This window comes from Mycobacterium bohemicum DSM 44277, from assembly GCF_001053185.1.
GTDB classification, from domain to species: Bacteria; Actinomycetota; Actinomycetes; order Mycobacteriales; family Mycobacteriaceae; genus Mycobacterium; species Mycobacterium bohemicum.
This window is the reverse complement of sequence record NZ_CSTD01000001.1, coordinates 2,064,638-2,087,463: the sequence shown is the minus strand read 5'-3', so window position 1 is coordinate 2,087,463 and position 22,826 is coordinate 2,064,638. Positions and strand designations below refer to the sequence as shown.

Sequence of the window (22,826 nt, the reverse complement as noted above, 5' to 3'; positions counted from 1 at the left end):
GAGGCCGTCAGGGCATCAGCAGGGTCGGGCCGCCGCGTCGCCGGTACACCGAACCGAACCGAGCATCCACCCGCAGCCACGTGGGCAGCACCCGCACCCGGACCATCTCGTCGGCGGTGTGCAGCCCGTCGTCGGGGAGCGCGGGCAGGAAACCCATTGCCGTCAAAGCGAACACGCACCGCATCGGCAGGCCCACGCTGACCTCATCCGAGCTGACCTGGATGACCTCCTGGTCCAGCAGCGACACGGGCGGGCCGTGAGAACCGCCGTGTTCGCCGGCGACCCGGGCGCCGCGCTGCGCCAGGTCGAGCAGCACCCGCGCCGGCACGTCGTCGAGGTGGGCGAAGCCCGATTCCGGGGGCAGGGCACCCCGCCACGCCGAATCCATCGGGAACCCTGGATCGACGTACCCCGAGGCGTCCATCGCGGACAGGCCCCGCGCCAGCGCGTCCGCGGACACCGACATGTCGCCGGGTCGCACCGCGCCGGCCACCACACGGCTGGCGAGCACGTCGAAACCCGTTGCCAGCCAGGCGGTCAGCAGCCCGTCGGGGCGGGCGCGCAGGCGAATGACCGCGGCGTCGTCGAGGCGCAGCGCGCGATCGGCGAACGCGGCCAGGTCCGCCCGATGGGCTTCTTTCGATTCCGGACCCAGCCAGATGCCGCGCTCGGGTCCTCGTTCTAGGTTCGAAGCCACCGCTGCAAATACTCCCGGTGGTGCGGCGAAAGCCGTTGCAGCCGCTGCTCTTCGATGTGTACCGCGGCCAGTTGCGTCTGGGCGATCACGGCCGGTCTGGAGCCGGGGTCCGCGTTGACCGAGCGCACTTCGTAGCCGAGGGTGAAGTCGACCGTCCGCAACCGCTTGGTCCACACCGTCACCTGCAGCGGCGAGTCGGTCAGCCGCAGCTGGGCCTTGTAGGTCACCGTGACTTCGGCGATCAGCAATCCGATGGTTGTGATGTCGACCTCGAACGCCTCGCGCAGGAACTGGACGCGGGCCTCCTCGAGGATCGTGACCATGGTGGCGTGGTTGATGTGCTGGTACATGTCGATGTCCGACCAGCGCACCAGCACGGGTGCGACGTATCCGATGCTCAACTCGACGATCCCCGTCCGCTGGTGCGGGTCATCCGGCGAATCTGTCGCGCCGCCACGGACAGGGTCGCGAGGTCCTTTTCGCCGGTCTCCTGGATCTCCACCAGCGTTCGGCGGGCGCGCTCCACCCGGGACGCGCTGAGGTGCTCCCACTCGGCGATCTTCTCCTCGCCGCTTTCGTCAGGCTCCCCCACGGCCAGCACGTCGAAGCACAACGACCGCAGCGAGGCGTAGATGTCGTCGCGAATCGCCAAGCGCGCCAACGAGTGCCAGCGGTCGTTTCTCGGCAGCTCGGATACCGCCGTCAGCAGGCTGTCGGTGCCCAGCCGGTCCATCAGGGCGAAATAGGTGTCCGCGACCTCGGCGGCGTCGATCTCGGCGATGTCGCTGACGTCGATGATGTCGAGCAGGCTGAAGCGGTAGAGGCCGGCGGCCACCGTGTAGGCGAGGTCCTCGGGCGCCCCCTGGGACGCGAATTCGGCGGCCTCCTTTTCGACGATCGCCTTGTCGTCGCCGCGCAGCCACTCCGACATCCGCGGCGTCAGGTCCCTGACCTTGGCGGCGAACCGGTTGATCTCCGCGCCGACGGCCAACGGCTGCGGACGGTAGTTGAGCAGCCAGCGCCCGGCGCGGTCGATCAGCCGCCTGGTGTCCAGCGTCAGCCGGTCGGACAGCGCGACCGGAAGGTTCGCCGCGCGGATGCGCCGCCAGATGTCATCGATGCCCAGGATGGCGTCGGTCGCGACGTAGGTGCGCACCGCGTCCACCGGGCGCACGCCGACGTCCTCGGCGATCCGGAAGGCGTAGCTGATGCCGGCGGTGTCGACCAGGTCGTTGATCAGCATGGTGGTGACGATCTCGCGGCGCAGCTGGTGCGCGCGGATCTCGGGGGTGAACCGTTCCCGCAGCGGGGTCGGGAAGTACAGCGGCAGCCGGGAGGCGAACACGTCCTGCTCGGGCAGCTCGGTGCCCAGCATCTCCTCCTTGAGGCCGAGCTTGACGTGCGCCATCAAGGTGGACAACTCGGGTGAGGTGAGGCCGATGCCGGCCTCGGACCGGCGGTGAATCTCCTTCTCCGACGGCAGCGCCTCCAGTTCGCGGTTGAGGCCGCGCTCGTCCACCAGGTACTGAATCTGCCTGGCGTGCACGGGAAGCAGGCTGGCCGCGTTGGCGCGGCTGGTGCCGATCAGGTCGTTCTGGTCCTCGTTGTCGGTGAGCACCAGCCGCGCGACCTCGTCGGTCATCGACTCCAGGAGCTCTTTGCGCTCCTCGACCCTCACCTTGCCGGCGGTGACCAGGGCGTCGATCAGGATCTTGATGTTGACCTCGTGGTCGGAGCAGTCCACCCCGGCGGAGTTGTCCATCGCGTCGGTGTTGATCCGGCCGCCCGACAGGTCGAACTCGACGCGGCCCAGGGCCGTCACGCCGAGATTGCCGCCCTCGCCGATCACCTTGGCGCGCACCTGATGCGCGTTGACGCGCAGCGGGTCGTTGGTGCGGTCGCCGACGTCGGCGTTGGATTCCGACTCGGCCTTGATGTAGGTGCCGATGCCCCCGTTGAACAGCAGGTCCACCGGCGCCTGCAGGATCGCCTTGATCACGCTGGGCGGCGACATCTCGGCCACGCCGTCGTCCGAGCCGTCGATGCCCAGCGCGTCGCGCACCTGCGGGCTGACCGGGATCGCCTTGTGTTCGCGGCTGTAGACGCCGCCGCCCTCGCTGATCAGCGACGTGTCGTAGTCCTCCCAGCTCGACCGCGGCAGCTCGAACATCCGGCGGCGTTCCTCCCACGACGTCGCGGCGTCGGGGTTCGGGTCCAGGAAGATGTGGCGGTGATCGAACGCGGCGATCAGCCGGATGTGTTTGCTCAGCAGCATGCCGTTGCCGAACACGTCACCGCTCATGTCGCCGATGCCCACGACGGTGAAGTCCTCGGTCTGGGTGTCGACGCCCATCTCGCGGAAGTGCCGCTTGACGGCCTCCCACGCGCCCTTGGCGGTGATGCCCATGGCCTTGTGGTCGTATCCGACGGATCCGCCGGAGGCGAAGGCGTCACCCAGCCAGAAGCCGTAGGACTTGGCGACGTCGTTGGCGATGTCGGAGAAGGTGGCGGTGCCCTTGTCGGCGGCGACCACCAGATAGGCGTCGTCGCCGTCGCGCCGCACCACCTCCGGCGGCGGGCTGACCTTGCGGGTCGCGTGGTCGACGTTGTCGGTGACGTCGAGCAGCCCGGAGATGAAGAGCTGATAGCAGGCCACCCCCTCGTCGCGGGTGGCCTCACGGTCGGCGGCCTGCCCGCCGGTGGCCGCCGGCGGCCGCTTGACGACGAAACCGCCCTTGGCGCCCACCGGGACGATGACGGCGTTCTTCACCGCCTGCGCCTTCACCAATCCCAGGATCTCGGTGCGGAAGTCGTCGCGGCGGTCCGACCAGCGCAGGCCCCCGCGGGCCACCGGCCCGAACCGCAAATGCACGCCCTCCACGCGCGGGGAGTAGACGAAGATCTCGTACTTGGGGCGCGGCAGCGGAAGCTCGTCGATGAGCTGGGCGTCGAGCTTGAGGGCCAGCACGTTGCGGCGGCGCGCCGAACCCTCGCGCGTCACAAAGTAATTCGTCCGCAACGTGGCCTGCACCAGGGAGGCGAAGGCGCGCAGAATCCGGTCGGTGTCCAGGCCGACCAGCGCGTCGATGTCGGTGGCCACCGCGGTGGCCGCGGCTTGGGCTGCGCGGCTCGCCGACGACCGGTCGGGCCGGGGGTCGAAGAGGGCCTCGAACAGCGTGACGAGCGACCGGGCGGTGGAGGGGTGATCGCCCAGCACCGACTCGATGTAGGACTGGCTGTACGGAAATCCCGCCTGCCGTAGATATTTCGCGTAGGCCCGTAGCAGGACCACCTGCTGCCAGGTCAGGCCCGCGCGCATCACCAGCTCGTTGAACCGGTCGATCTCGACGCGGCCCTCCCAGATCGCGGTGACGGCGTCGGCGAATCGTTGTGCGGTCGCGTCCCGTTCGTCCACCGACGACGCCGGCGGGATGGTCGGGGTCTTGATGGTGAACTGATAGATCCAGACGGGCAGCCCGTCGGGGCGGTTGAGCTCGAACGGCCGCTCCTCGAGCACCTCGACGCCCATGCTCTGCAGCATCGGCAGCAGCTGGCTCAGCGAGGCGGTCCGGCCGCCCATGAACCAGGTCAGCTGGGCCGCGCCGTCGCGGCCGTCCTCGGCGAACACCAGCTTGACCGAACCGTGTTGCAGCCCTTCGACGATCGCGATGTGCGCGATGGCGTCCTCGGGGCTGACGGCCTGCTTGTAGACCTCGGGGAAGGCGGTGGCGTAGTGCTCGGCGTCGGCCAGCGAGACCGGGCCCTCGGAAAGGCTTGCGGCCGCGCCGATCAGGCGGTCGTTCCAGGTTCGGGCCGCTTCGCTCAGCAGCCCCTGGATGCGGATGCGGTTTTCTTCGGAGACGTCGACGGGCGCGGCCGACTGATCTTTTTGGGGCAGCCGGACCATGAAATGCATCAGGGCCCAAGGCGATTCACTGACCCGGGCGGTGAATTCGAGGCGGGTACCACCGAACTCGCGGACCAGGATGTCCTCGATCCGCAGCCGCACCTGGGTCGTGTAGCGGTCGCGGGGCAGGTACACCAAACAGGACACGAAATATTGCAGCCGATCGGCCCGCAGGAACAGCAACGCGCGCCGCTGCGAGCCCAGGTCGACCACGGCTTTGGCCATCGCCAGCAGCTGTTCGGCGCTGAGCGTGAACAGCTCAGAACGCGGAACGGTCTGGATGACGTCGAGCAGCAGTTGGCCGGGGTGGATGGGATCGCTGTCGGCCATGGTGAGCGCGTCGCGCACGCGGCGGGAAATCATCGGGATTTCCAGCACGTCGGCGTTCATGGCGGCGACGGTGAACAGCCCCACGAAGCGGTGCTCGAGGACTTCGCCGCCGGCGGTGTATTCGCGGAGCGCAATCGCATACGGGTAGGCGCCGTAGCGCAGGTAGCTGCCCACGACCGACTGGGCCAGCACCAGCAGTTTGTCGTCGTCGGTCAGCCGCGGCCGCGAGCCCGTGCGGGTGCGCAGGACGCCCAGACCGGGTGCGCCGTCGGGTGACACCAGCCCTTCGTGCACCCGGCACCGCTGGTAGCCCAGGAGGAGGAAGTTGCCGTCGGCCAGCCAGCGCAGCAGCCCGGCGACATCGTCCCGGTCGGGCGCCGAGAAGCCCCCACCGGGATTGGCCTCCACTTCGGCGGCCAGGTCGCAGAGGGTGGAGATCAACTCCGAGGCGTCGTGGCCGACCTGTTGCACGTCGGCGAGGACCTTGGGCAGCAGCCGTTCGACCTCGGCCAGGCCCTCGCTGTCGACGGACGTTGAGAGCTGGACGTGGATCCAGGCCTCACCCGCATAGGGCGAGGCGCCCGGCGGGACGGGTTCGACGTCGAGCAGCTCGCCCGTCGGGCCGCGCCGCACGTCGAACACCGGGGTCATGATGGCCGCATAGGGCACGCCGAGCCGGTGCAGCAGGACGGTGACGGAGTCCAGCAACATGCCGCCGTGGTCGGTGACCACCTGCAGCGCCGGCCCGAACCCGTCCGGATGGTCCGCGGGGTAGACGGCGACGCGGCTTTCGCCGTCGGGCCGGTGCTCGCCGAGCCGGTAGTGCGCGCCGAGCATGCCGGGAGTCACGATGTCCGCGGGGACGCTTCGGCCGGGGGCGTCGGTCGCCGACCCCGGCTCGTCGTCGGGTGCCGACTCGTCGCGCCGCGGGCCGCGATAGCTGTCGATGTAGGAAGTCAGGACCCAGTCAGGGATGTCCCGGTACTCGCCAAAGCTGGTCCACGGCTTGCGATCCTGTTTTGCCCCCGGATCGATCGTCATGCCGACTGCTCCCAACTTGCGACGGTGCCACGCTGCTCCATCTATTGCCCCGGCTACGGCTCCTCAGCCGCATCCTCGCCGGGGCGGCAGAGCTGACACTAGTCGCGCGTCAACTTGCGGTGGGTCACTCTGTGCGGACGGGCGGCTTCGGCCCCGAGCCGCTCGACCTTGTTCTCCTCGTATGCCCCGAAATTGCCCTCGAACCAGAACCATTTGGCCTCGTTGTCCTCGTCGCCCTCCCAGGCCAGGATGTGCGTGCACGTCCGGTCGAGGAACCAGCGGTCGTGCGAGATGACGACGGCGCAGCCCGGGAAATTGACCAGCGCGTTCTCCAGGGAGCTCAGGGTCTCGACGTCCAGGTCGTTGGTCGGCTCGTCGAGCAGGATCAGGTTGCCGCCCTGCTTGAGCGTCAGCGCCAGGTTGAGCCGGTTGCGCTCGCCGCCGGACAGGACGCCGGCCGGCTTCTGCTGGTCGGGTCCCTTGAACCCGAACGCCGACACGTAGGCGCGAGACGGCACCTCGGTGTGGCCGACCTCGATGTAGTCGAGGCCATCCGAGACGACTTCCCACACCGTTTTTTTCGGATCGATGCCCGCGCGCGCCTGGTCGACGTAGCTGAGCTTGACGGTCTCGCCGACCTTGACGGTGCCGCTGTCCGGCTCTTCGAGACCGACGATCGTCTTGAACAGGGTGGTCTTGCCGACGCCGTTGGGCCCGATGACGCCCACGATGCCGTTGCGCGGCAGGGTGAAGGACAGGTCCTTGATCAGCGTGCGGCCGCCGTAGCCCTTGTCGAGGTGTTCGACCTCGACCACCAGGTTGCCCAGCCGCGGCCCGACCGGAATCTGGATCTCCTCGAAGTCCAGCTTGCGGGTCTTCTCCGCCTCCGCGGCCATCTCCTCGTAGCGCTGCAGGCGCGCCCGGCTCTTGGCCTGGCGCGCCTTCGCGCCGGACCGCACCCAGGCCAGCTCCTCGGCCAGCCGCTTCTGCAGCTTGGCGTCCTTGCGGCCCTGCACCGACAACCGCTCGGCCTTCTTCTCCAGGTAGGTCGAGTAGTTGCCCTCGTAGGGGTAGGCACGGCCCCGGTCGAGCTCGAGGATCCACTGGGCGACGTTGTCCAGGAAGTACCGGTCGTGGGTGACCGCCAACACCGCCCCCGCGTAGGCGGCCAGGTGCTGCTCGAGCCACTGCACACTTTCGGCGTCGAGGTGGTTGGTGGGCTCGTCGAGCAGCAGCAGGTCCGGCTTGGACAGCAGCAGCTTGCACAGGGCCACGCGGCGGCGCTCACCGCCGGACAGGTTCTTCACGGGTTCGTCCGGCGGCGGGCACCGCAGCGCGTCCATCGCCTGTTCCAACTGCGAGTCGAGGTCCCAGGCGTCGGCGTGGTCGAGGTCTTCCTGAAGGCGGCCCATCTCCTCCATGAGTTCGTCGGAGTAGTCGGTGGCCATCAGTTCGGCGACCTCGTTGAAGCGGTCGAGTTTGACCTTGATCTCGCCCAGCCCCTCCTCCACGTTGCCGCGAACGGTCTTTTCCTCGTTCAGCGGCGGCTCCTGTTGCAGGATGCCGACGGTGGCGCCGGTCGCCAGGAAGGCCTCGCCGTTGTTCGGCTTGTCCAAACCGGCCATGATCCGCAAGACGCTCGACTTGCCGGCGCCGTTCGGGCCGACGACACCGATCTTGGCGCCCGGGTAGAAGCTCAACGTGACGTCGTCCAGAATCACCTTGTCGCCGTGCGCCTTGCGGACCTTCTTCATCGTGTAGATGAACTCAGCCATGCCGCGGGTGTGCCTTTCTGGTCTTAGTGATCTGGTCTGGTGATCTCGCGGACCACGCGGACCATCCTAGGCACGGCCGGGCGGCCCGCTACGCCGACAGTGGCAGCCGCGCCCCCTGAGCAGGCTCGGCCTCGCCGGCCTCGGACGCGTCGGCGTCGGCCTCGGGCGCTTCGGGGGCCGCCGGCGCGGAAGCCTCGTCCGGGCCGGGACCCGTGTAGCCGGGCCTCTCGATGCGCACGATCGCGCGCGACACGTCCGGGCCCACCGACGTGGCGCGCATCTCCAGCGACGAGCGGCGATTGCCGTCGCGGTCCTCGTACTCGCTGGTGTAGACGTGGCCCACGACGATCACCGGGGCGCCCTTGCCCAACGCGGCGCCCACGCCGGTGACCAGCTTCCCCCAGCAGTTCACGTTGATGAACAGCGAGTTGCCCGGCTCCCAGCCGCCGTCGGCGGTGCGTCGTCGGGAATTGCTGGCGACCCGGAACTTGATCACCTCCTGGGTGCCGACCTGCCGACGCTCGGGGTTGTTGACGATGTGACCGACCACGGTGAGCGGTGTTTCGAACATTGACTCATTCCTTTCGTGTTGCGCGTGTCTGGTGCCCATTGAGCGCCAGCTCACCGACGAACCGAACGAGTCATGGCCACGACGATCGAGAGCCTGTGCATCGACGCGCGACTGTGGATCAAACGCCGGGCGCCTCGGGCGTTACGACTCCGGATCGCCGTCGGCGGCCGCGGCGTCCCGCCGCCCCAGCTGCGACAGCATCGCGTTGTAGGCGGCCAGCTGGGCGTCGTCGTCGCGGTCGGCGGCGCGGTCCAGCCGCCGGGCGGTCCGCTCGTCGCTGCGCGCCCACTGCACCAGCAGCGCGAGCATCACGATGACGAGCGGTATCTCGCCTGCTGCCCATGCGATCCCGCCCCCCAACCGCTGGTCGCCGAGCAGGTCGGTATGCCAGCCGAACCCGAGCGAACGGTAGTAGGACGCGCCGAGGACGCGTCGGGTCTCCATCATCACCACCCCGAAGAACGCGTGCAGCGGCAGCGATGCGAAGACGACGCCCACCTTGGCGACCGGCGGGATGGGTCTCGGGGTCGGGTCCACCCCGATGACGATCCAATAGAACACATAGCCGCTGATCAGGAAGTGCATGTTCATCGCCAGATGACCGGCGTGACTGCTCACGGCGGTGTCGAAGAGGCTCGACAGGTACAGCCCGTAGAACCCGGCGACGAACAGCACCGTGGCCACCACGGGGTTGGTGACGAATCGCGAGTAGCGGCTGTGCAGGGCGGCCAGCAGCCATTCCCGCATCCCGGGCGGGTCGTCACGGCCCGCGGCCGGCAGCGCCCGCAGTGCGAGGCTGACCGGGGCGCCCAGCACCAGCAGGATCGGGACCAGCATGGACAGCGCCATGTGGGCGATCATGTGCATGCTGAACATCGCCGGCATGTAGCGACCGACGCCCGAGGACGTGACGAACAGCAAGGTCAGGCAGCCCAGCAGCCACGCCGTCGTCCGGCCCGGCGGCCAGCGGTCGCCGCGGCGGCGCAACCGCAGCACCGCCGCCGCGTACAGGGCGGCGAACACGATCGCCGCCGTCCCGAAGATCAGGTCGAAGCGCCAGTCGAACAGGATGCGCGCGACGGTGGGCGGCCCGTCGAAGTCGTAGCCGATCTCGGCTTCGGCGATCGAGGGCAGCGGGTTGGGCGGCGGGGGCGGCGCGGTGCGGCCCAGGCCGACGGCAATGCCGAAGGTGAGCCCGAAAATGGTGGCCTCGCTCAGCGCGAGCCGGGTCAGGGCGCGGCGGGCCGGGGTCGGCCTGCAGCCCGGCGACGGCCACCCGCCGCTGGCGCCAGCCGAGGATTCCCAGCAGGCACAGGGCAACGAACTTCGCCACCACCAGCCGGCCATAGGCGGTGCTCAGCAGTTCGGACGGCAGGATCCGCACCCAGGCGTTGACGACCCCGCTGAGCGCCATCGCGACCCAGCACCACAGCGCGACGCCCGAGAAGCGCCGCGCGGCCAGGCCGAGGTGATCACCGCCGCGCAGCGCGTGCGCGAGCAGCGCCAGCAGGCCTCCGGCCCACAGGCTGGCGGCGACGAGGTGGATGAGCAGGCCGTTGGTGGCCAGGTCGTGCGAGCCGCCGGCCGACGAGTGGCCGGTCAGGCCGAGCGGGATGAGCGTGACCACCGAGGCGAGGAGCAGCAGCGGAGTCCAGGACCAGCGCAGCACCGACAGGCTCGCCAGCGTCACGATCGCGGCCAGCACGGCGGTCCAGCGCCACGCGGAGGCCGTGTTGATCAGGCCGGCCACCGACCAGATCTGCACCGGGTTGAGGTGGTCGAGCAGGCGATGGCCGGACACATCGGACACGGTCAGCGGAACCAGCAGGGCGGCGCACACCGCCCACGCGCCCGACGCCACGGTGCCAAGCCTCAGCGCGCGGTATCCGCCGGCGTCGAGGACGCCGGTGGGCTGCGGCGGAACCATGAACGCCGCGAACAGGAACGACCCGACGGCCAGCACGGCGGCGATCTCCCCCGCGGCCCGGACGAACGGCAGCCCCAGCGTGGTGGCCGGCCCCGGATCGGGCAGACCCGTGGCGGTCAGCGCGTCGGCGAGCGAGAGGGCGCCGATGCCGGCCGCGGTGCAACCGGCCAGCACCCCGACACCGATCAGCACCGGCCATATCGGCGTGCGACGCTTGGGCGGGGCCACGCCGGGCGCCGCGGCGGTGGATTCGCCGGCAGCCTCACCGGCGGCCCGGGCAACGGTCATGTACCCAGGGTATGGGCGGGCGCCGTCGACTACAGGACCTGGTTGTCCGGGCCGGCCAGGCGCGCCCTGGCCTCGCGGGCGACGAACTGATTGCGGGCGATCCGGCCGATGTGATCGCAGTCGCGCAGGATGTCGCGCAGCTCCCGGCGAAACGCGGTGCGTCGTTCGGCGAGGTCCGCGGCGGGCGCGATGAGGTTCTGGTCGACGACGACCTGGCGCGCGGTGGCGAACAGCAGCGTCGACACCGACTGGCTGCTGCGGACCCGGGTCTGCGCCACGTATTGCCGGCCGACCCCCAGGGCCAGGTCGGTCAGCTCTTTCTCGCCGATGTCGGCCGGCGCGTCGCGCAACACGTCGGCGACGATCTCGTAAGCCTCGAAGAACACCCGCAACATCGCGTCGGACATCAGCGGGCGCTTGGCGAACAGCATCGCGTCGATATCGTCGGCGCCCGCGGCGACGTGGGACCGCCAGTCGTCGTGCCACGCCATCTCTTCGGCGATGTGGTCGCGGAACGCCGCCGAGTCGGCGAAGTAGAACTCGAACTTGAGCAGGTCGCGCAGCCGCATGGCCTGGGCCCAGAACGCCTCCATGCGGTCACCGTCGGCGCGGCCGGCGTGCGCCAGGGCCAGCTCGACGATCGAGGTCTCCAGGAAGGCGTGGATCACCGAGTTGCGGTAGAAGGCCGCCGCGTGCTGCTCGTTCGGGCCGATCAGCCACACCGGTTCCCGCCCGCCGTCGACCCGGGTGATCGGGTGGCCGTTGGACAACGCATCCACCGCCGCGCGGACCCCCTCGCGGGTGCGCAGCCGCAGCGCGCTGGTCGACATCGGGGTCTGCTTGCGCTCGAGGTAGTCCAGGGAGTCCTGCAGGGTGTGGTGCAGCTGAGACAGCGTCAACGCCGCGCCGTGGGTGGTGAGCAGCAACGCGCACACCAGTCCCGTCGCGGTGACCGGCGTCGACTGCAGGATGCGCCACGCGACCTCAAACGACATCTTCTGCAGCGCAAGGCGTTTGGCGTCTTGATCCTGGGCGATCGGGCCGTGCGGGGCACCCAGGTACTGGCGCATCGAGACGGCCTCGGGGAACCGCACGTAGATCTTGCCGTAGTTGCGCTCCCCCTGCGCCCTGATGAAGTTGTACAGCCAGCCCAGCCCCTCGGGCGTCTTCTCGCCGCCGCGCGCGTAGGCGGCGTACTCCGCGGTCTCGTGCAGCTGGTCGAAGCTGATCGAAACCGGTTGCAGCAGAATGTCTTCGCTGCGACCGTCCAGGTAGGCGTCGGCCACGTACGCCAGCAGTCCGAGCTTGGGCGGCAGCATCTTGCCGGTGCGTGAGCGGGTGCCCTCGATGGACCAGCTGAGGTTGAAGCGCTTTTCCACGATGTAGCCGACGTATTCGCGCAGGACGTACTTGTAGAGGGGATTGTCGGCGATGTTGCGCCGGATGAAGATGACGCCCGAGCGGCGCAGCAGCGGCCCCATCGCCCCGAACGACAGGTTGATGCCGGCGAACACGTGCACCGGCGGCAACCTGTTCTCCTGCATCGCCACCGGCACCACGGCGCCGTCGATGTAGGACCGGTGGGAGAACAGCAGGACGGCGGGGTGGGCATCCAGTCCGGCGCGCATCGCGGCGATCTGGTATTCGTCGTAGTCGATCTCGGGGTCGAAGCCACGGCTGATCGCCCGGCCGAGCACGCCGACGAGGTCGACCGACACCCTGCTCCACCCGGTGGCGAGCTCGTCGAGCATCTTGCCGGCTTCCTCGACCGTGGCGCCGGGAATCTTCTTCAGCCCGGCGCGAAACCGCGCGGAGGCGATGATCTCGGGCTTCACCAGTCGCGGAGACTTGTACTGCGGCCCCAGGATTCGGTACTCGACGCGTTCCATCGCCAGGATCGCGCGCCGGATGACGAACTGCGCGAAGTCCGTGTTGTCCTGCCCGACGGTGGTGTCGCGCCACTGCCGGCGGAGTTCGGACACCGTGGCCGGCTCGCCGGCGACCACCCGCGCCCGATGGGGCGCCGCGCGCAGGATCTCTCGTTGCCGGCGCTCGTTGGGGTGGTAGGGATCCCGGCCGGGCAGCAGCCCGGCGACCTTGGCGATCCGGCCGCGGTCCGCGGGCGGCAGCCAGAACACCCGCACCGGAACGATCGAACGGTCCTCACCGACTTCCAGCCGCGCCGCCAGGGCGGCCAGCTCGCTCGCCGGCGCGTCGGGCTGCGGCAGCTCGAGCACGTCGACTTCGGCGTCCGGGTTGGCGGCGCGCTGCCGCTCCAACCAGGCTGTGACCAAGTCCTTTTCGATCGCAGACTCCATGGACGCCAGCACCAGCGAGTCGTGCGCAGTCAGGACCGCGCTGGTGTCGGCGGCCGTTTGGGTCATGGCCGCTCGCCGGGGGTTTCGGCGGCGTTGTCCGGGGCCGCCTTGGTCGCCGCCTTATTCGCCACCGCTTTGCGGGCCGCCTTGGCCGGCGCCTTCTTGGCCGGAACCTTCTTGGCCGGAACCTTCTTGGCGACAGCCTTTTTGGGGGCCACCTTCTTAGCGGCAGTCTTTTTCGCGGCGGGCGACTGTTTCGTGGCCTTGCCCGCCTTCTTCGCGTACGGGCCGATCTTGGGCAACTCGCCAGCCGGCCAGTTCGCCAGCGTGTCCAGATATAGCTGACGCACCTCGGCGATGCGCTCCGGCAGGGTCTCGACCGTCCAGTCCCGGACCGAGATCGGCGGGAACACCGCGACGTCGACCGTGCCGGGGTTGATGGTCGTGGAGTTGCGGGCCGCGACGATCTCGGCGTTGCGGATGACGATCGGCACGATCGGGATGCCCACGGCCATCGCGATGCGGAACGCGCCCTTCTTGAACGGACCGACCTCGGTGGTGTCGATGCGGGTGCCCTCGGGGGCGATCACGATCGAAAGCCCCTTTCTGGCAAGCTCTTCCACCTGGTGCAGCGACTCCACCGCGGACGCCGGATCGTCGCGATCGATGAACGCGGCGTCCATCGCCCTGCCGATCGTGCCCATGATCGGGTCCTTGGCCAGTTCCTTCTTGCCCACGGCGGTCCAGTTGTCGCGCACCAGAGCGCCGGTGATCACCGGGTCGACCTGGTTGCGGTGGTTGAAGATGAACACCGCCGGGCGCTGCGCTGTCAGGTTCTCCCTGCCGATGACGTTGAGCTGCACTCCCGTTGTCGCCAGCAACATCTGGGAGAACGTGGAGGTGAAGAAGTTGACGCCGCGCCGGCGGCTGCGGGTCAGCATGCCGATGCCGACCGCCCCCGCCGCCACCGGGAAGACCGACCCGAACCCGGCCAGCGTCCGGATCTGGCGCCGCAGGCCCACCGGACCGCGGCTGTTGAACCGCAGGATCGGCCAGCCGCGGCGCTTGGCGACGGCGGCCATCTTCCCTTCGGGGTTGGTCGGCCGCGGGTTGCCGACCAGATACATCAGGGCGACATCCTCGTCGCCGTCGGCGTAGAAGTAGCTGTCCTTGAGGTCGATGCCGTGTTCGGTGGCGAACCGCTGCACCGCGGCGGCCTTCCCGGGGCCCCACAGGATCGGCTTCTCCACGCCACCGGTGAGCATCCCGTCCTCGGTGGTCTCGAACTTGTTGGTGAGCATGTTGGAGATGCCCAGGAAGCGCGCCACCGGATTGACCTGGATGGTCAGCGCCGACGAGCTCAGCACGACGGTGTGGCCGCGGGCGACGTGGGCCCGCACCAGCTCGCGCATCTCGGGGTAGATGCGCGACTCGATGCGTTGCACGAACAGCCGCTCGCCGATCTCCTCGAGGTCATCGATCAGCCGCCCGGCCAGCGCCGCGGCGGCCTTGCCGATCAGGTCCTCGAACTCGATGCGGCCCAGGGTGTGGCTCAGCCCCGCCTGGATCATGCCGAACAACTCGCCCACGCCCATGTCGCGGCGCAGCAGGCGCTCCTGGGTCAGGATGACCGCGGTGAACCCGGCGACCAGCGTGCCGTCCAGGTCGAAGAACGCGCCGATCCGGGGACCAGGGGGGCTGGCCATGATCTCGGCGACCGAACCCGGCAATCGCATGTCGGCGGCGGGCGGCTGCTTTTCGTCGGACGCGGTCATGATCCCGCCGCCGACCGCGACACGGCCGCCGGTTCGCTGAACGACGCGGGCACCGCCCGCGGGGCCGGGTCGCCGGCGAGCGCCAGGATCTCGTCGAATCCCTCCAGCAGGCACTGGGCGAACAGCGGTTCGTTGCGGACCGACGCCCGGTCGTAGCGGACGGTGATGGTGCACCACCCGCCGCGGGAGATGAGCACCACCATCATCGCGACGCCGGGCAGCGGCCCGATGCCGTACTGCCGCAAGATCTTTGCCCCGGCGATGTAGGTGTCGCCCGGGTAGACGGGGACGTTGCTGGCCTGCACGTCGGAGCCGATCACCGAGCCGGTGATGCCCTCGAGGATGGCGGAAGGCAGGACGCTGAGCACCGGCGCGATGGAACCGACGATGTTCATCGCGGGCTCGTCGCGGCGCTGGGTCATCTGCGCGCGGATCTTCTTCATCCGCGACACCGGGTCGGCTGTGCCCACCGGCGCCGCGAGGTTCACACCGGTGAACCGGTTGCCGCCGGCGGTGTCGGCGTCGGCCCGCAGGCTCACCGGAACGGCCATCGGCAGCGTGCTGATCGGCACGCCCCACGCCTCGTGGTAGCGCCGCAGGGCGCCGCAGAGGCCTGCCAGGTAGGCGTCGTTGATCGAGCCGCCGCCGGCCTTGGCCGCCCTGTGCAAGTCGGAGAGCGGGATGTCGATCGCCTCGGTGCGCGTGGCCAGGCTGCGCCGCCGCAGCAGGGGCGACGGCTCGGCGGCCCGGTTCATCACCCGCGCGCCCGAGAGCGCATAGTTCACCAACCCCGACACCGTCGACGCGGGTTCGAGCACCGCGCGTCCGGCCACGGACGCCGCCCCGGCCACCGCGCCCATGACGCCGTTGACGACGGCGATGGGCAGGCGGTTGATGCCCTGGCGCATCAGGTCGTTCGGCGTCAGGTCCTGCGGAATGGGCACCGGGGGCGTCGGCTTGGCCGGCGGGTCGCGCTCCAGGTCGTAGATCTCCGCGAACATCTCCACCCCGCCGAGGCCGTCGGTCACGGCGTGGCTGACGTGCAGCAGCGTCGCGGCCCTGCCGTCGGCGAGACCCTCGACCAGGGTGGCCGTCCAGAGCGGCCGCGAGATGTCCATCGGCGACTGCAGGATCAGCTCCGCCAGGTCGAACACCTCGCGCAGCGTGCCCGGCTCGGACACCCGGACGCGGCGGACGTGGAAGTCGAGGTTGAAATCGGGGTCGACCACCCACCGCGGCGAGGCCGTCGGCAGGGTCGGCACGACGACCTTCTGCCGCAGCCGCAGCACCTTGCGGGAGGCGTTCTCGAACCGGGTCCGGAATCGCGCCCAGTCCGGCGTGGTGTCCAAGAGCTCCAGCGCCATGATCCCCGACCGGGTCCGGGGGTTGGCTTCGCCCCGGTGGAGCAGATAGTCGACAGGCCCGAGCGTGTCGGACAACGCGTTCGTGTCGACGGAGTCAGCCATGGTCATCCACTCGATGCGCCAACCTTGTCACCGTCGATCAAGCCTCCTCGCCGTGCCATTCGCCAACACAACGCTAGTCGGGTTGCCGCGCCGGTGAAAGGAGTGGTCGGGGCCCGGTGCACGGGCCGGGGTCAGCAGGCGGGGCTGGCCGCCGCCACCGGGAACGAATCCATCAGCGAGAAGGTGCGCCGCCCGTATACGACGCCCAGGAAGTCGGCGACGGCGCCCGCGGCCAGGCGCGACCGGACCGTCGGGGTGATGTCGAACGCGTGATGCGCGTTGGCCAGCTCGGCGTAGGCCACCGAGGGGGCGCCGGCCGCGCGCAGCGCCGCGCAGAAGGCGCGGCCCTGAGCGCTGGGGATCAATTCGTCCTTCTCGCCGTGCAGGACGAAGAACGGCGGGGCGCCGGCGTGAACGTAGGAGATCGGGGACGCCGCCCGGAACCGCTCGGGGTCGTCGGCGTATCGGGCCTTGAGGACGAAGCGCTCGAGGAACGGCAGCATCAACTCGTGCATGTTGTCGTGGTCGGTGAAGTCGTACACGCCATAAAGGGGCGCGACCGCCTGCACCGTGGTGTCGGCGTGTTCGAACCCGGGCTGGAACGCCGGATCGTTGGGGGTCAGGCCGGCCAGCGACGCCAGGTGCCCGCCCGCCGAGCCGCCGGTGATGGCGATGAAGTCGGGGTCGCCGCCGTAGTCGGCGATGTTCTCGCGCACCCACGCGATCGCCCTCTTGACGTCGATGAGGTGGGTCGGGAACGCGCAGCGCGGGCTCTTGCTGTAGTTGATCGACACGCAGATCCAGCCGAGTTCGACCATGCGGCTCATCAGGGTGTAGGCCTGGGGGCGCTTGTCGTTGACGGCCCACGCGCCGCCCGGGACCTGGATCAGCACGGGCGCGCGGCGGCCGGGCGCGAGGTCGTCGCGGCGCCAGATGTCGAGCAGGTGCTCGCGCCCGCCCGGGCCGTAGGAGATGTCGGAGGTCTGCGCCGCGTAGCGGCGGTGCGGTCCGCGCCGGTCAAGCAGGCCGCCGCGGCTGTCGCACCTGTTGTCACCGCAGGCCGGGTGGCGCACCTGCTCGGCGAAGTCCTGGCCGAACAGCTCTTCGAGCGCGGCGGTCAGGGTTTGGTCGGCGCGCTGCGCGGCCCAGGTGGTGGCCACGCGCCCGATCGACGGGTGCGAGAGCCGCGACAGCGCATGCCCGGTCACGACGTGCGGGGGGAATTCGGTGAGCAGCCAGCCGGCCACCCAGCCGACCGCAAACGGCGACCCGCGAAGCAACAGCGCGCCGGCCCGGTAGGTGTCCCGGGCGTCCGACAGCACTCTCTGCGCCTGGTCACCGGCCCGCGAGCACCGGGCGGCCAGGTCCATGGCCACGCTCATAGCAACGCCACTCCTCGACCCTGATGCACACGCCTCGTTGCGTTAACGGCTGATGATCAACCGGTAATGTACGTGTGTCGAGGCTCACACCATAACCGATTCTCGCGGCGGCGGAATACTTTTCGCGCGCGGCGCGTTGCGCGAGTCGGTCCGCGGGCGCCGTTCGATAGACTGACCTGCGCATTGCCTCCGTAGCTCAGGTGGATAGAGCAAGGGCCTTCTAATCCCTAGGTCGCACGTTCGAGTCGTGCCGGGGGCACCGAGCGAGCTGGAATCGGCAGCGGCTGGACGCCATGCGGCCCCTTCGCCGGTAGATGATCCGCCCCGCACCGCCGCCATCCCGCGCCTTGAACACGATCCGAGCCCACCAGCGCACAGCGAACCGAGACGAATCAACGCCTGGTGCGTGGGTAGACCCAGGGGTTGGCCGCCGACGGACCGGGAGACCCGCTAGTGAGCACTGACCTGACCCATGCAAGCCCTGGACCGCCTCGACGTGGCGAGCCGCCGCGAGTGGCGGAACGGCCGGCGACAGCCGCCCGCGCCGAACTCACGCCCGAGCAGCGGGCGTGGCTCGACCAGGCGTCGCGGCGCGAGGTCAACGGGTGGCTTCACGTCGCGGTCAACGGGTCGCCGGCGGCGCGTGGATTCCAGCACGGGTACCTGCTGGCCGGCGAGTACGCGGACTCCGTCCGCGTTTACAAGGAGATGACCAACCAGCAAATCGGCATGGATTACGACTTCTTCGTCGACAGGGCCACCGAACTGCACGCCGACAAAATTCCCGGCGAGCTGCGCGCGGAAATGGAAGGCATTGCCGCCGGGCTGACCGCGGCGGGGGTTCCCGCGAGCTTTGAGGACGTGCTCGGAATCAACGACTGGATGGAACTCACCGGATATTGGTGGCCGAAAAACTCCGGACGGTATAGCGCCCTGTCGAAGGCGAATCTGCAGGGCGCCCAATGCAGCGCCTTCCTCGCCACCGGCGATGCGACCGAGGACGGGTCGATCGTGATGGGGCACACCAGCTTTACCGATTTTTGGCAAGGCCAATTCGAGAACGTCATCATGGACCTCACCCCCGACGACGGCAACCGACTGGTCATGCAGACCGCTCCCGGGTGGGTTGCCAGCATGACCGATTTCTGGCTGACCGGTGCCGGACTGGCCGTCAGCGAGACGACGATCTCCGGCTACGAGGGAGCCAAAGGGTACGACGAGACCCGCGTACCGGAGTTCGTCCGGGCGCGCGAGGCCGCGCAGTACGCCCACGACATCGACCAGTGGGTCGAGATAATCAACAGCGGAAACAACGGCGGGTACGCGTGTTCGTGGTTGATCGGCGACATCAAGACCGGTGAAATCGCCCGCTATGAGCAGGGATTGCTGTATCAGAGCCTCACGCGCAAGGCCGACGGATACTTCTTTGGCGACAACGCCCCGTGGGACCCGCGGATCCGCAACCTGGAGTGCCGCGCGACCGGATTCAATGACATTCGGTCGCCCAACGGCGCCCGCCGGGTCCGCTGGCAACAACTCCTCGCCGACCACGACGGTCACATCGGCACGGACGCCGCACGGCGGATGCTGGCTGACACGTTCGACGCGTACCTGGGTTACCGCAACCCGTCCGCCCGGACCATCTGCTCTCACTACGACGCAGACCCGTGCCAGTTCAATGACGTCATACCCTTCGCCCCGCACGGATCGGTGGATGCCAAGGTGGTCACGTCCTCCGACATCGAATCGATGCACTTGTGGGCCAGGTTCGGCCGGGCCGACGGCGCCCGAGTTCATCGCCGAAGAGTTTCTTCGTATGCACCCCCAGTGGAGCTGGCAGCGGGGGTATCTGATGGACCGGCCACAGCAGCCCTGGGTCTACATCCGGCCCGACGGCGTCTCGCACTAAGTTCACGCAGCGGGTGTCTCAAAGCGCCGATCGCCTTGGCCATGGCAGTCCGGGAACGGCGCGTTCTGAGGTGCCGAGAAGATGCGACCGGCGCCGCCGTTCTGAAAAGCTGGATGCCATGCCCGCAAGGAGCCACGTACGTCCGGCGTGCCCAGAGGACGCACCCGCCTGTATCGAGATCTACCGCCCGTACGTCGAGGGCACGGCTATCACGTTCGAAACCGAAGTCCCCGCGCCGGCGGAGATGACGAAACGCATCGCGGCAGCACGCGAAGACTACGAATGGCTTCTCTTGGAAAGCGATGGCGCTGTGATCGGATACGCGTACGCGCACGCGTTCAATCCCCGCGCCGCCTATCAATGGTCGACCGAAACGAGTATCTATCTTGACGCCAACCATCAACGCGCCGGCGGCGGCCGCGAACTCTATACCCGACTGCTGCAGCGGCTGACCGAGCGGGGGTATCGGCGGGCGTTTGCGGGCATCACCCAGCCCAACCCCGCGAGCACCGGCTTCCATCGATCCCTCGGCTTTGAGCCGGCCGGCCTCTACCGGCGCGTCGGGTGGAAACACGGCAGCTGGCACGACGTCGCATGGCTGCAACTCGATCTTCTCGGTAGCGCCGAAGACGGGTGCCCACCTGGCCCGATCGTCTGAGCGACGGCAATCTAGCCGTGGAAGGCTGCGCGCAGTAGCTTTTCGGCGAGCCGGCGATGCGTGGTGTTCTGTGACGCGGCGAGCAGCCAGCCATCTTTGGTCCGCACAGCGATGCTGGTGTTCACGCGCGCGTTACGGCGAGTGCGCCGCCGCCCGCTCCTGGTAACGACAGCTGTCGCCTGAATCAAGGCAACGTCGGACGTCAGAAATCGTAGTTGGCTGACCTCTGTTTCCAGACGCGATCCCCGTAAGAGCTGTTTGAACAGTGGCGCGTAGGACGCCGCGATCGCTTCGCGGCCTTTGTAGCGGCTGCCCAGGAAAGTGACATAGTCCGCGTCGACGGTAAAGACCTCGGCGTATGCCACGGGATCTCCCGAGTTCCACCCTCTCACCTGGCGATCAAGCAGCTCGCGGACGGCGGCTTCGTCGGCACGATTTTGCGATGGTGGTCTTGATAGGTCGTCGGCCATGACGCCCCCGTTCGCTAGGTTCTGCTGGAGACTAGTCTTATTACTACCTTATTTTCCTCTTATTTTCCTTATTTTTCCTGTATGGTCGTCCGCTGAGGGCCAACGAAGCCTGCGCCGAGTGGGCCGGCCCCCGTGGGTAAGCGGTCGCTTCACCCAACGGTGCGCGACCGCGACCATGCGCTGAGGAAGGGGGCCTGCCGTGAGTGCTGTTGGTGAGCGCGCCGTAGTTCTGGGCGCTGGCATGGCGGGTTTGCTTGCCGCGCGGGTGCTTTCGGACTTCTACGGCTCGGTGGCGATGGTCGAGCGCGACCGGCTGCCCGACCACCCGAGCGAGCGCAAGGGCGTGCCGCAGGACCGACATCTGCATAACTTTCTTGTCCCGCGGCGCCCAGGTGCTGGCGGAGCTCTTCCCCGGACTGCTCGACGAAATGGCCGCCGCCGGAGCGGTCGTCATCCGCGATGGGGACCTCTCACGGATCTATGCCCGGATGGGCCGCTGCGAATTGAAACGCACCGGCAGGTTGGCCGACCCGTCGGTGCTGACGATGTGTCTCGCCAGCCGGGCGTTCGTGGAGTTCCACGTGCGCCGACGCGTCTCGGACCTGCCCAATGTGACGATCATGGACGGCCACGAAGCCGGCGAGCCCATTACCGCCGCCGGAGCCGTAAGCGGAGTGCGAATCATCAACCGTAACAACGGGACAGCAACCACCCTGGGCGCCGATCTGGTGGTCGATGCAATGGGTCGCGGGGCGCGCACTCCGGCGTTCCTGGAAGGTCTGGGATTTGGCCGGCCACTCGAAAAGCGCTCCACCGCCTCGCTGGGCTATTCGAGCCAACGCCTGCGCATCCCCCACGGCAGCATCAACCAGCAGCTGGTCACCGTCATTCAAGAAGGCGGCCGACCCGGGGCTCTGCTGATGGTGTGCGAACACAACACCTGGATGCTGGCGGTCGGCCGGTCCATCGAACGCGGCGGTGCGCCAGCCGATTTCACGACCATGCTCGACGTCCCGGCCCAAGCCCTGCCCTCGTCAATCGCCGCAGCGTTGCGTCACGCCGAACCCGTCGGCGAGATCTCCATGCTCCGCAATCCCGCGGCGGTGTGGCGGCGCTACGACAAGATGCCGACGTTTCCGCCGGGATTGCTGGTGTTCGGCGATGCGCTGTGCAGCCTGAATCCCATTTACGGGCAGGGCATGACGATGGCCGCCCTCCAGGCTCTCACCCTGCGTGAATGCCTGCATGGCGGCGATCGCGAGTTGGCCCAGCGCTTCTTCCGTGGCACCGCCGCCCACACCGGCCCGACGTGGGCGCGCAACCAAGCCAACGACCGCGCCCCGCTCCCCGAGCGCAATCGGTCGATCCGCGACGAGGTGCAACGCAAGCTCGTCGGGGCCACGCTGATCGCCGCCGCCTACGACGTCACCGTGACCGTAAGCCTCATGCGAGTCGCACATCTCATCGATCCCCCCACCCGGCTGAACGAGCGTCCGCTGCTCCCCCGCATCCTCGCCGCCAACCTTCGGCATCTGTTGACGCGGACGCGTATCGGAAGAAGAAAAACTGATGCCTGAACTAGCGGCCGCGTCCGCCTACCGCCTCGTCCACGGACGTGTCGACGCCCTGGTCCGAGGCCGCGCCGGAGTCGCCGAACTGACAGTGCCCGCCTGTCCGGCCTGGACCGTCCGTCAGACGATTGCCCACCTGGCGGGCGTCGCACAGGACATCGTTTCGCTCAACATGGACAACAAGGCCGCCGACTCCTGGACGCAATCACAGGTCGATCGCCTCGACCGATACGGCGTCGACGAGTTACTCGACCTGTGGGCGCAGATGATCGAGCCGGTGACGGCAATGCTCGCCCTTGCCCCACAAACCTCTGCGTGCCAGCTTGTGTTCGACACTCTCACCCATGAGCACGACATCCGCGGGGCGCTGGGCGAACCAGGCTCCCGCACGGGTGATCTCGCGTTCGGGTCCGCGCTGAGATTCGTCGCCACGATGGGCGACCAATTCATTCGGCAGGCCGGGCTGCCGGCGCTTCGGTTGATCACCCCCACTCTCGGATCCGCGTACCTCGGCGACCCGCACGCGGCACCAGGTGAGGTCGCCCTCGACGTTTCCGATTTCGAGGCCCTACGCGCCTTCGGCGGACGACGCAGCGTCCGGCAGATCACGGCGCTGTCCTGGCATGGGAACCCAACACAGCTGCTGCCCGCCTTCACCCAGTTGCTGCCCGCCTTCACCAACGACGGAGTACGACCGCCAACCTACGACCTACTCGAATGATCGAGGCGTCGCATTTCGTT

14 protein-coding genes, 1 tRNA gene and 1 pseudogene are annotated in these 22,826 nt (G+C 68.7%); 5 read left to right on the top strand and 11 right to left on the bottom strand.

All coding sequences use genetic code 11. The features are described from left to right. Positions 1-7 precede the first annotated feature (7 nt). The 10 genes and pseudogenes from BN971_RS09460 to lipQ all read right to left on the bottom strand — a co-directional run bounded on the left by BN971_RS09460 (position 8) and on the right by lipQ (position 17,477). Positions 8-697 (bottom strand): DUF8010 domain-containing protein, encoded by a 690-nt coding sequence (locus BN971_RS09460; RefSeq protein ID WP_085183026.1) that lies wholly within the window; start codon positions 695-697, stop codon positions 8-10. Continuing rightward, a complete protein-coding gene (locus tag BN971_RS09455) occupies positions 682-1,098 on the bottom strand; it encodes an acyl-CoA thioesterase (RefSeq protein WP_085183027.1) in 417 nt (138 codons plus the stop codon). Before BN971_RS09455 ends, BN971_RS09460 begins: the two co-directional genes overlap by 16 nt. Beyond that, positions 1,095-5,975, bottom strand: coding sequence for an NAD-glutamate dehydrogenase (locus BN971_RS09450; protein ID WP_085183028.1), 4,881 nt, complete (start codon positions 5,973-5,975; stop codon positions 1,095-1,097). Before BN971_RS09450 ends, BN971_RS09455 begins: the two co-directional genes overlap by 4 nt. Positions 5,976-6,073: 98 nt before the next feature. Then, positions 6,074-7,750, bottom strand: coding sequence for an energy-dependent translational throttle protein EttA (gene ettA / locus BN971_RS09445; RefSeq protein WP_085183029.1), 1,677 nt, complete (start codon positions 7,748-7,750; stop codon positions 6,074-6,076). 88 nt (positions 7,751-7,838) lie between these two features. Beyond that, on the bottom strand, positions 7,839-8,321 hold the full coding sequence (locus BN971_RS09440) for a single-stranded DNA-binding protein (RefSeq protein ID WP_085183030.1): 483 nt from the start codon (positions 8,319-8,321) through the stop codon (positions 7,839-7,841). Positions 8,322-8,462: 141 nt separating this feature from the next. Next, positions 8,463-10,536: pseudogene (locus BN971_RS09435) on the bottom strand (bifunctional copper resistance protein CopD/cytochrome c oxidase assembly protein). A gap of 29 nt (positions 10,537-10,565) precedes the next feature. Then, positions 10,566-12,920, bottom strand: coding sequence for a glycerol-3-phosphate 1-O-acyltransferase (locus BN971_RS09430; protein WP_085183032.1), 2,355 nt, complete (start codon positions 12,918-12,920; stop codon positions 10,566-10,568). Next, a complete protein-coding gene (locus tag BN971_RS09425) occupies positions 12,917-14,629 on the bottom strand; it encodes an HAD-IB family hydrolase/lysophospholipid acyltransferase family protein (protein WP_085183033.1) in 1,713 nt (570 codons plus the stop codon). Before BN971_RS09425 ends, BN971_RS09430 begins: the two co-directional genes overlap by 4 nt. Continuing rightward, complete coding sequence (locus BN971_RS09420; protein WP_090350048.1) at positions 14,626-16,095, bottom strand: WS/DGAT/MGAT family O-acyltransferase; 1,470 nt, start codon at positions 16,093-16,095, stop codon at positions 14,626-14,628. The genes BN971_RS09425 and BN971_RS09420 overlap by 4 nt, the downstream gene beginning before the upstream one ends. A 131-nt stretch (positions 16,096-16,226) precedes the next feature. After that, entirely contained in the window at positions 16,227-17,477 is a 1,251-nt protein-coding gene (lipQ, locus tag BN971_RS09415) for an esterase LipQ (RefSeq protein ID WP_085183035.1), read from the bottom strand. Positions 17,478-17,662: 185 nt separating this feature from the next. On the opposite strand from lipQ, the gene BN971_RS09410 reads away from it, so the two are divergent. From BN971_RS09410 to BN971_RS09400, 3 genes are all read left to right on the top strand, one after another. Beyond that, positions 17,663-17,736: transfer RNA gene (locus BN971_RS09410), tRNA-Arg, on the top strand. A 164-nt stretch (positions 17,737-17,900) separates the two neighbouring features. Beyond that, on the top strand, positions 17,901-19,634 hold the full coding sequence (locus BN971_RS25685) for a C45 family autoproteolytic acyltransferase/hydrolase (protein WP_428978047.1): 1,734 nt from the start codon (positions 17,901-17,903) through the stop codon (positions 19,632-19,634). Beyond that, on the top strand, positions 19,559-20,044 hold the full coding sequence (locus tag BN971_RS09400; RefSeq protein WP_372511935.1) for a GNAT family N-acetyltransferase: 486 nt from the start codon (positions 19,559-19,561) through the stop codon (positions 20,042-20,044). The genes BN971_RS25685 and BN971_RS09400 overlap by 76 nt, the downstream gene beginning before the upstream one ends. Positions 20,045-20,055: 11 nt before the next feature. Here BN971_RS09400 and BN971_RS09395 read toward each other — a convergent pair whose 3' ends face one another. Then, entirely contained in the window at positions 20,056-20,514 is a 459-nt protein-coding gene (locus BN971_RS09395) for an SgcJ/EcaC family oxidoreductase (protein WP_085183037.1), read from the bottom strand. Between the two features lie 392 nt (positions 20,515-20,906). On the opposite strand from BN971_RS09395, the gene BN971_RS09390 reads away from it, so the two are divergent. Both BN971_RS09390 and BN971_RS09385 read left to right on the top strand, forming a co-directional pair. Beyond that, positions 20,907-22,091, top strand: coding sequence for an FAD-dependent oxidoreductase (locus BN971_RS09390; protein WP_245837059.1), 1,185 nt, complete (start codon positions 20,907-20,909; stop codon positions 22,089-22,091). After that, a complete protein-coding gene (locus BN971_RS09385; protein ID WP_085183038.1) occupies positions 22,084-22,806 on the top strand; it encodes a maleylpyruvate isomerase N-terminal domain-containing protein in 723 nt (240 codons plus the stop codon). The genes BN971_RS09390 and BN971_RS09385 overlap by 8 nt, the downstream gene beginning before the upstream one ends. Positions 22,807-22,826 lie beyond the last annotated feature (20 nt).

Bases quoted from the DNA above. Each gene is read 5' to 3' on its own strand.
- BN971_RS09440 (WP_085183030.1), bottom strand. From the start codon at position 8,321: ATGTTCGAAACACCGCTCACCGTGGTCGGTCACATCGTCAACAACCCC.
- lipQ (WP_085183035.1), bottom strand. From the start codon at position 17,477: ATGAGCGTGGCCATGGACCTGGCCGCCCGGTGCTCGCGGGCCGGTGAC.
- BN971_RS09450 (WP_085183028.1), bottom strand. From the start codon at position 5,975: ATGACGATCGATCCGGGGGCAAAACAGGATCGCAAGCCGTGGACCAGC.
- BN971_RS09430 (WP_085183032.1), bottom strand. From the start codon at position 12,920: ATGACCCAAACGGCCGCCGACACCAGCGCGGTCCTGACTGCGCACGAC.
- BN971_RS09395 (WP_085183037.1), bottom strand. From the start codon at position 20,514: ATGGCCGACGACCTATCAAGACCACCATCGCAAAATCGTGCCGACGAA.
- BN971_RS09420 (WP_090350048.1), bottom strand. From the start codon at position 16,095: ATGGCTGACTCCGTCGACACGAACGCGTTGTCCGACACGCTCGGGCCT.
- ettA (WP_085183029.1), bottom strand. From the start codon at position 7,750: ATGGCTGAGTTCATCTACACGATGAAGAAGGTCCGCAAGGCGCACGGC.
- BN971_RS09425 (WP_085183033.1), bottom strand. From the start codon at position 14,629: ATGACCGCGTCCGACGAAAAGCAGCCGCCCGCCGCCGACATGCGATTG.
- BN971_RS09385 (WP_085183038.1), top strand. From the start codon at position 22,084: ATGCCTGAACTAGCGGCCGCGTCCGCCTACCGCCTCGTCCACGGACGT.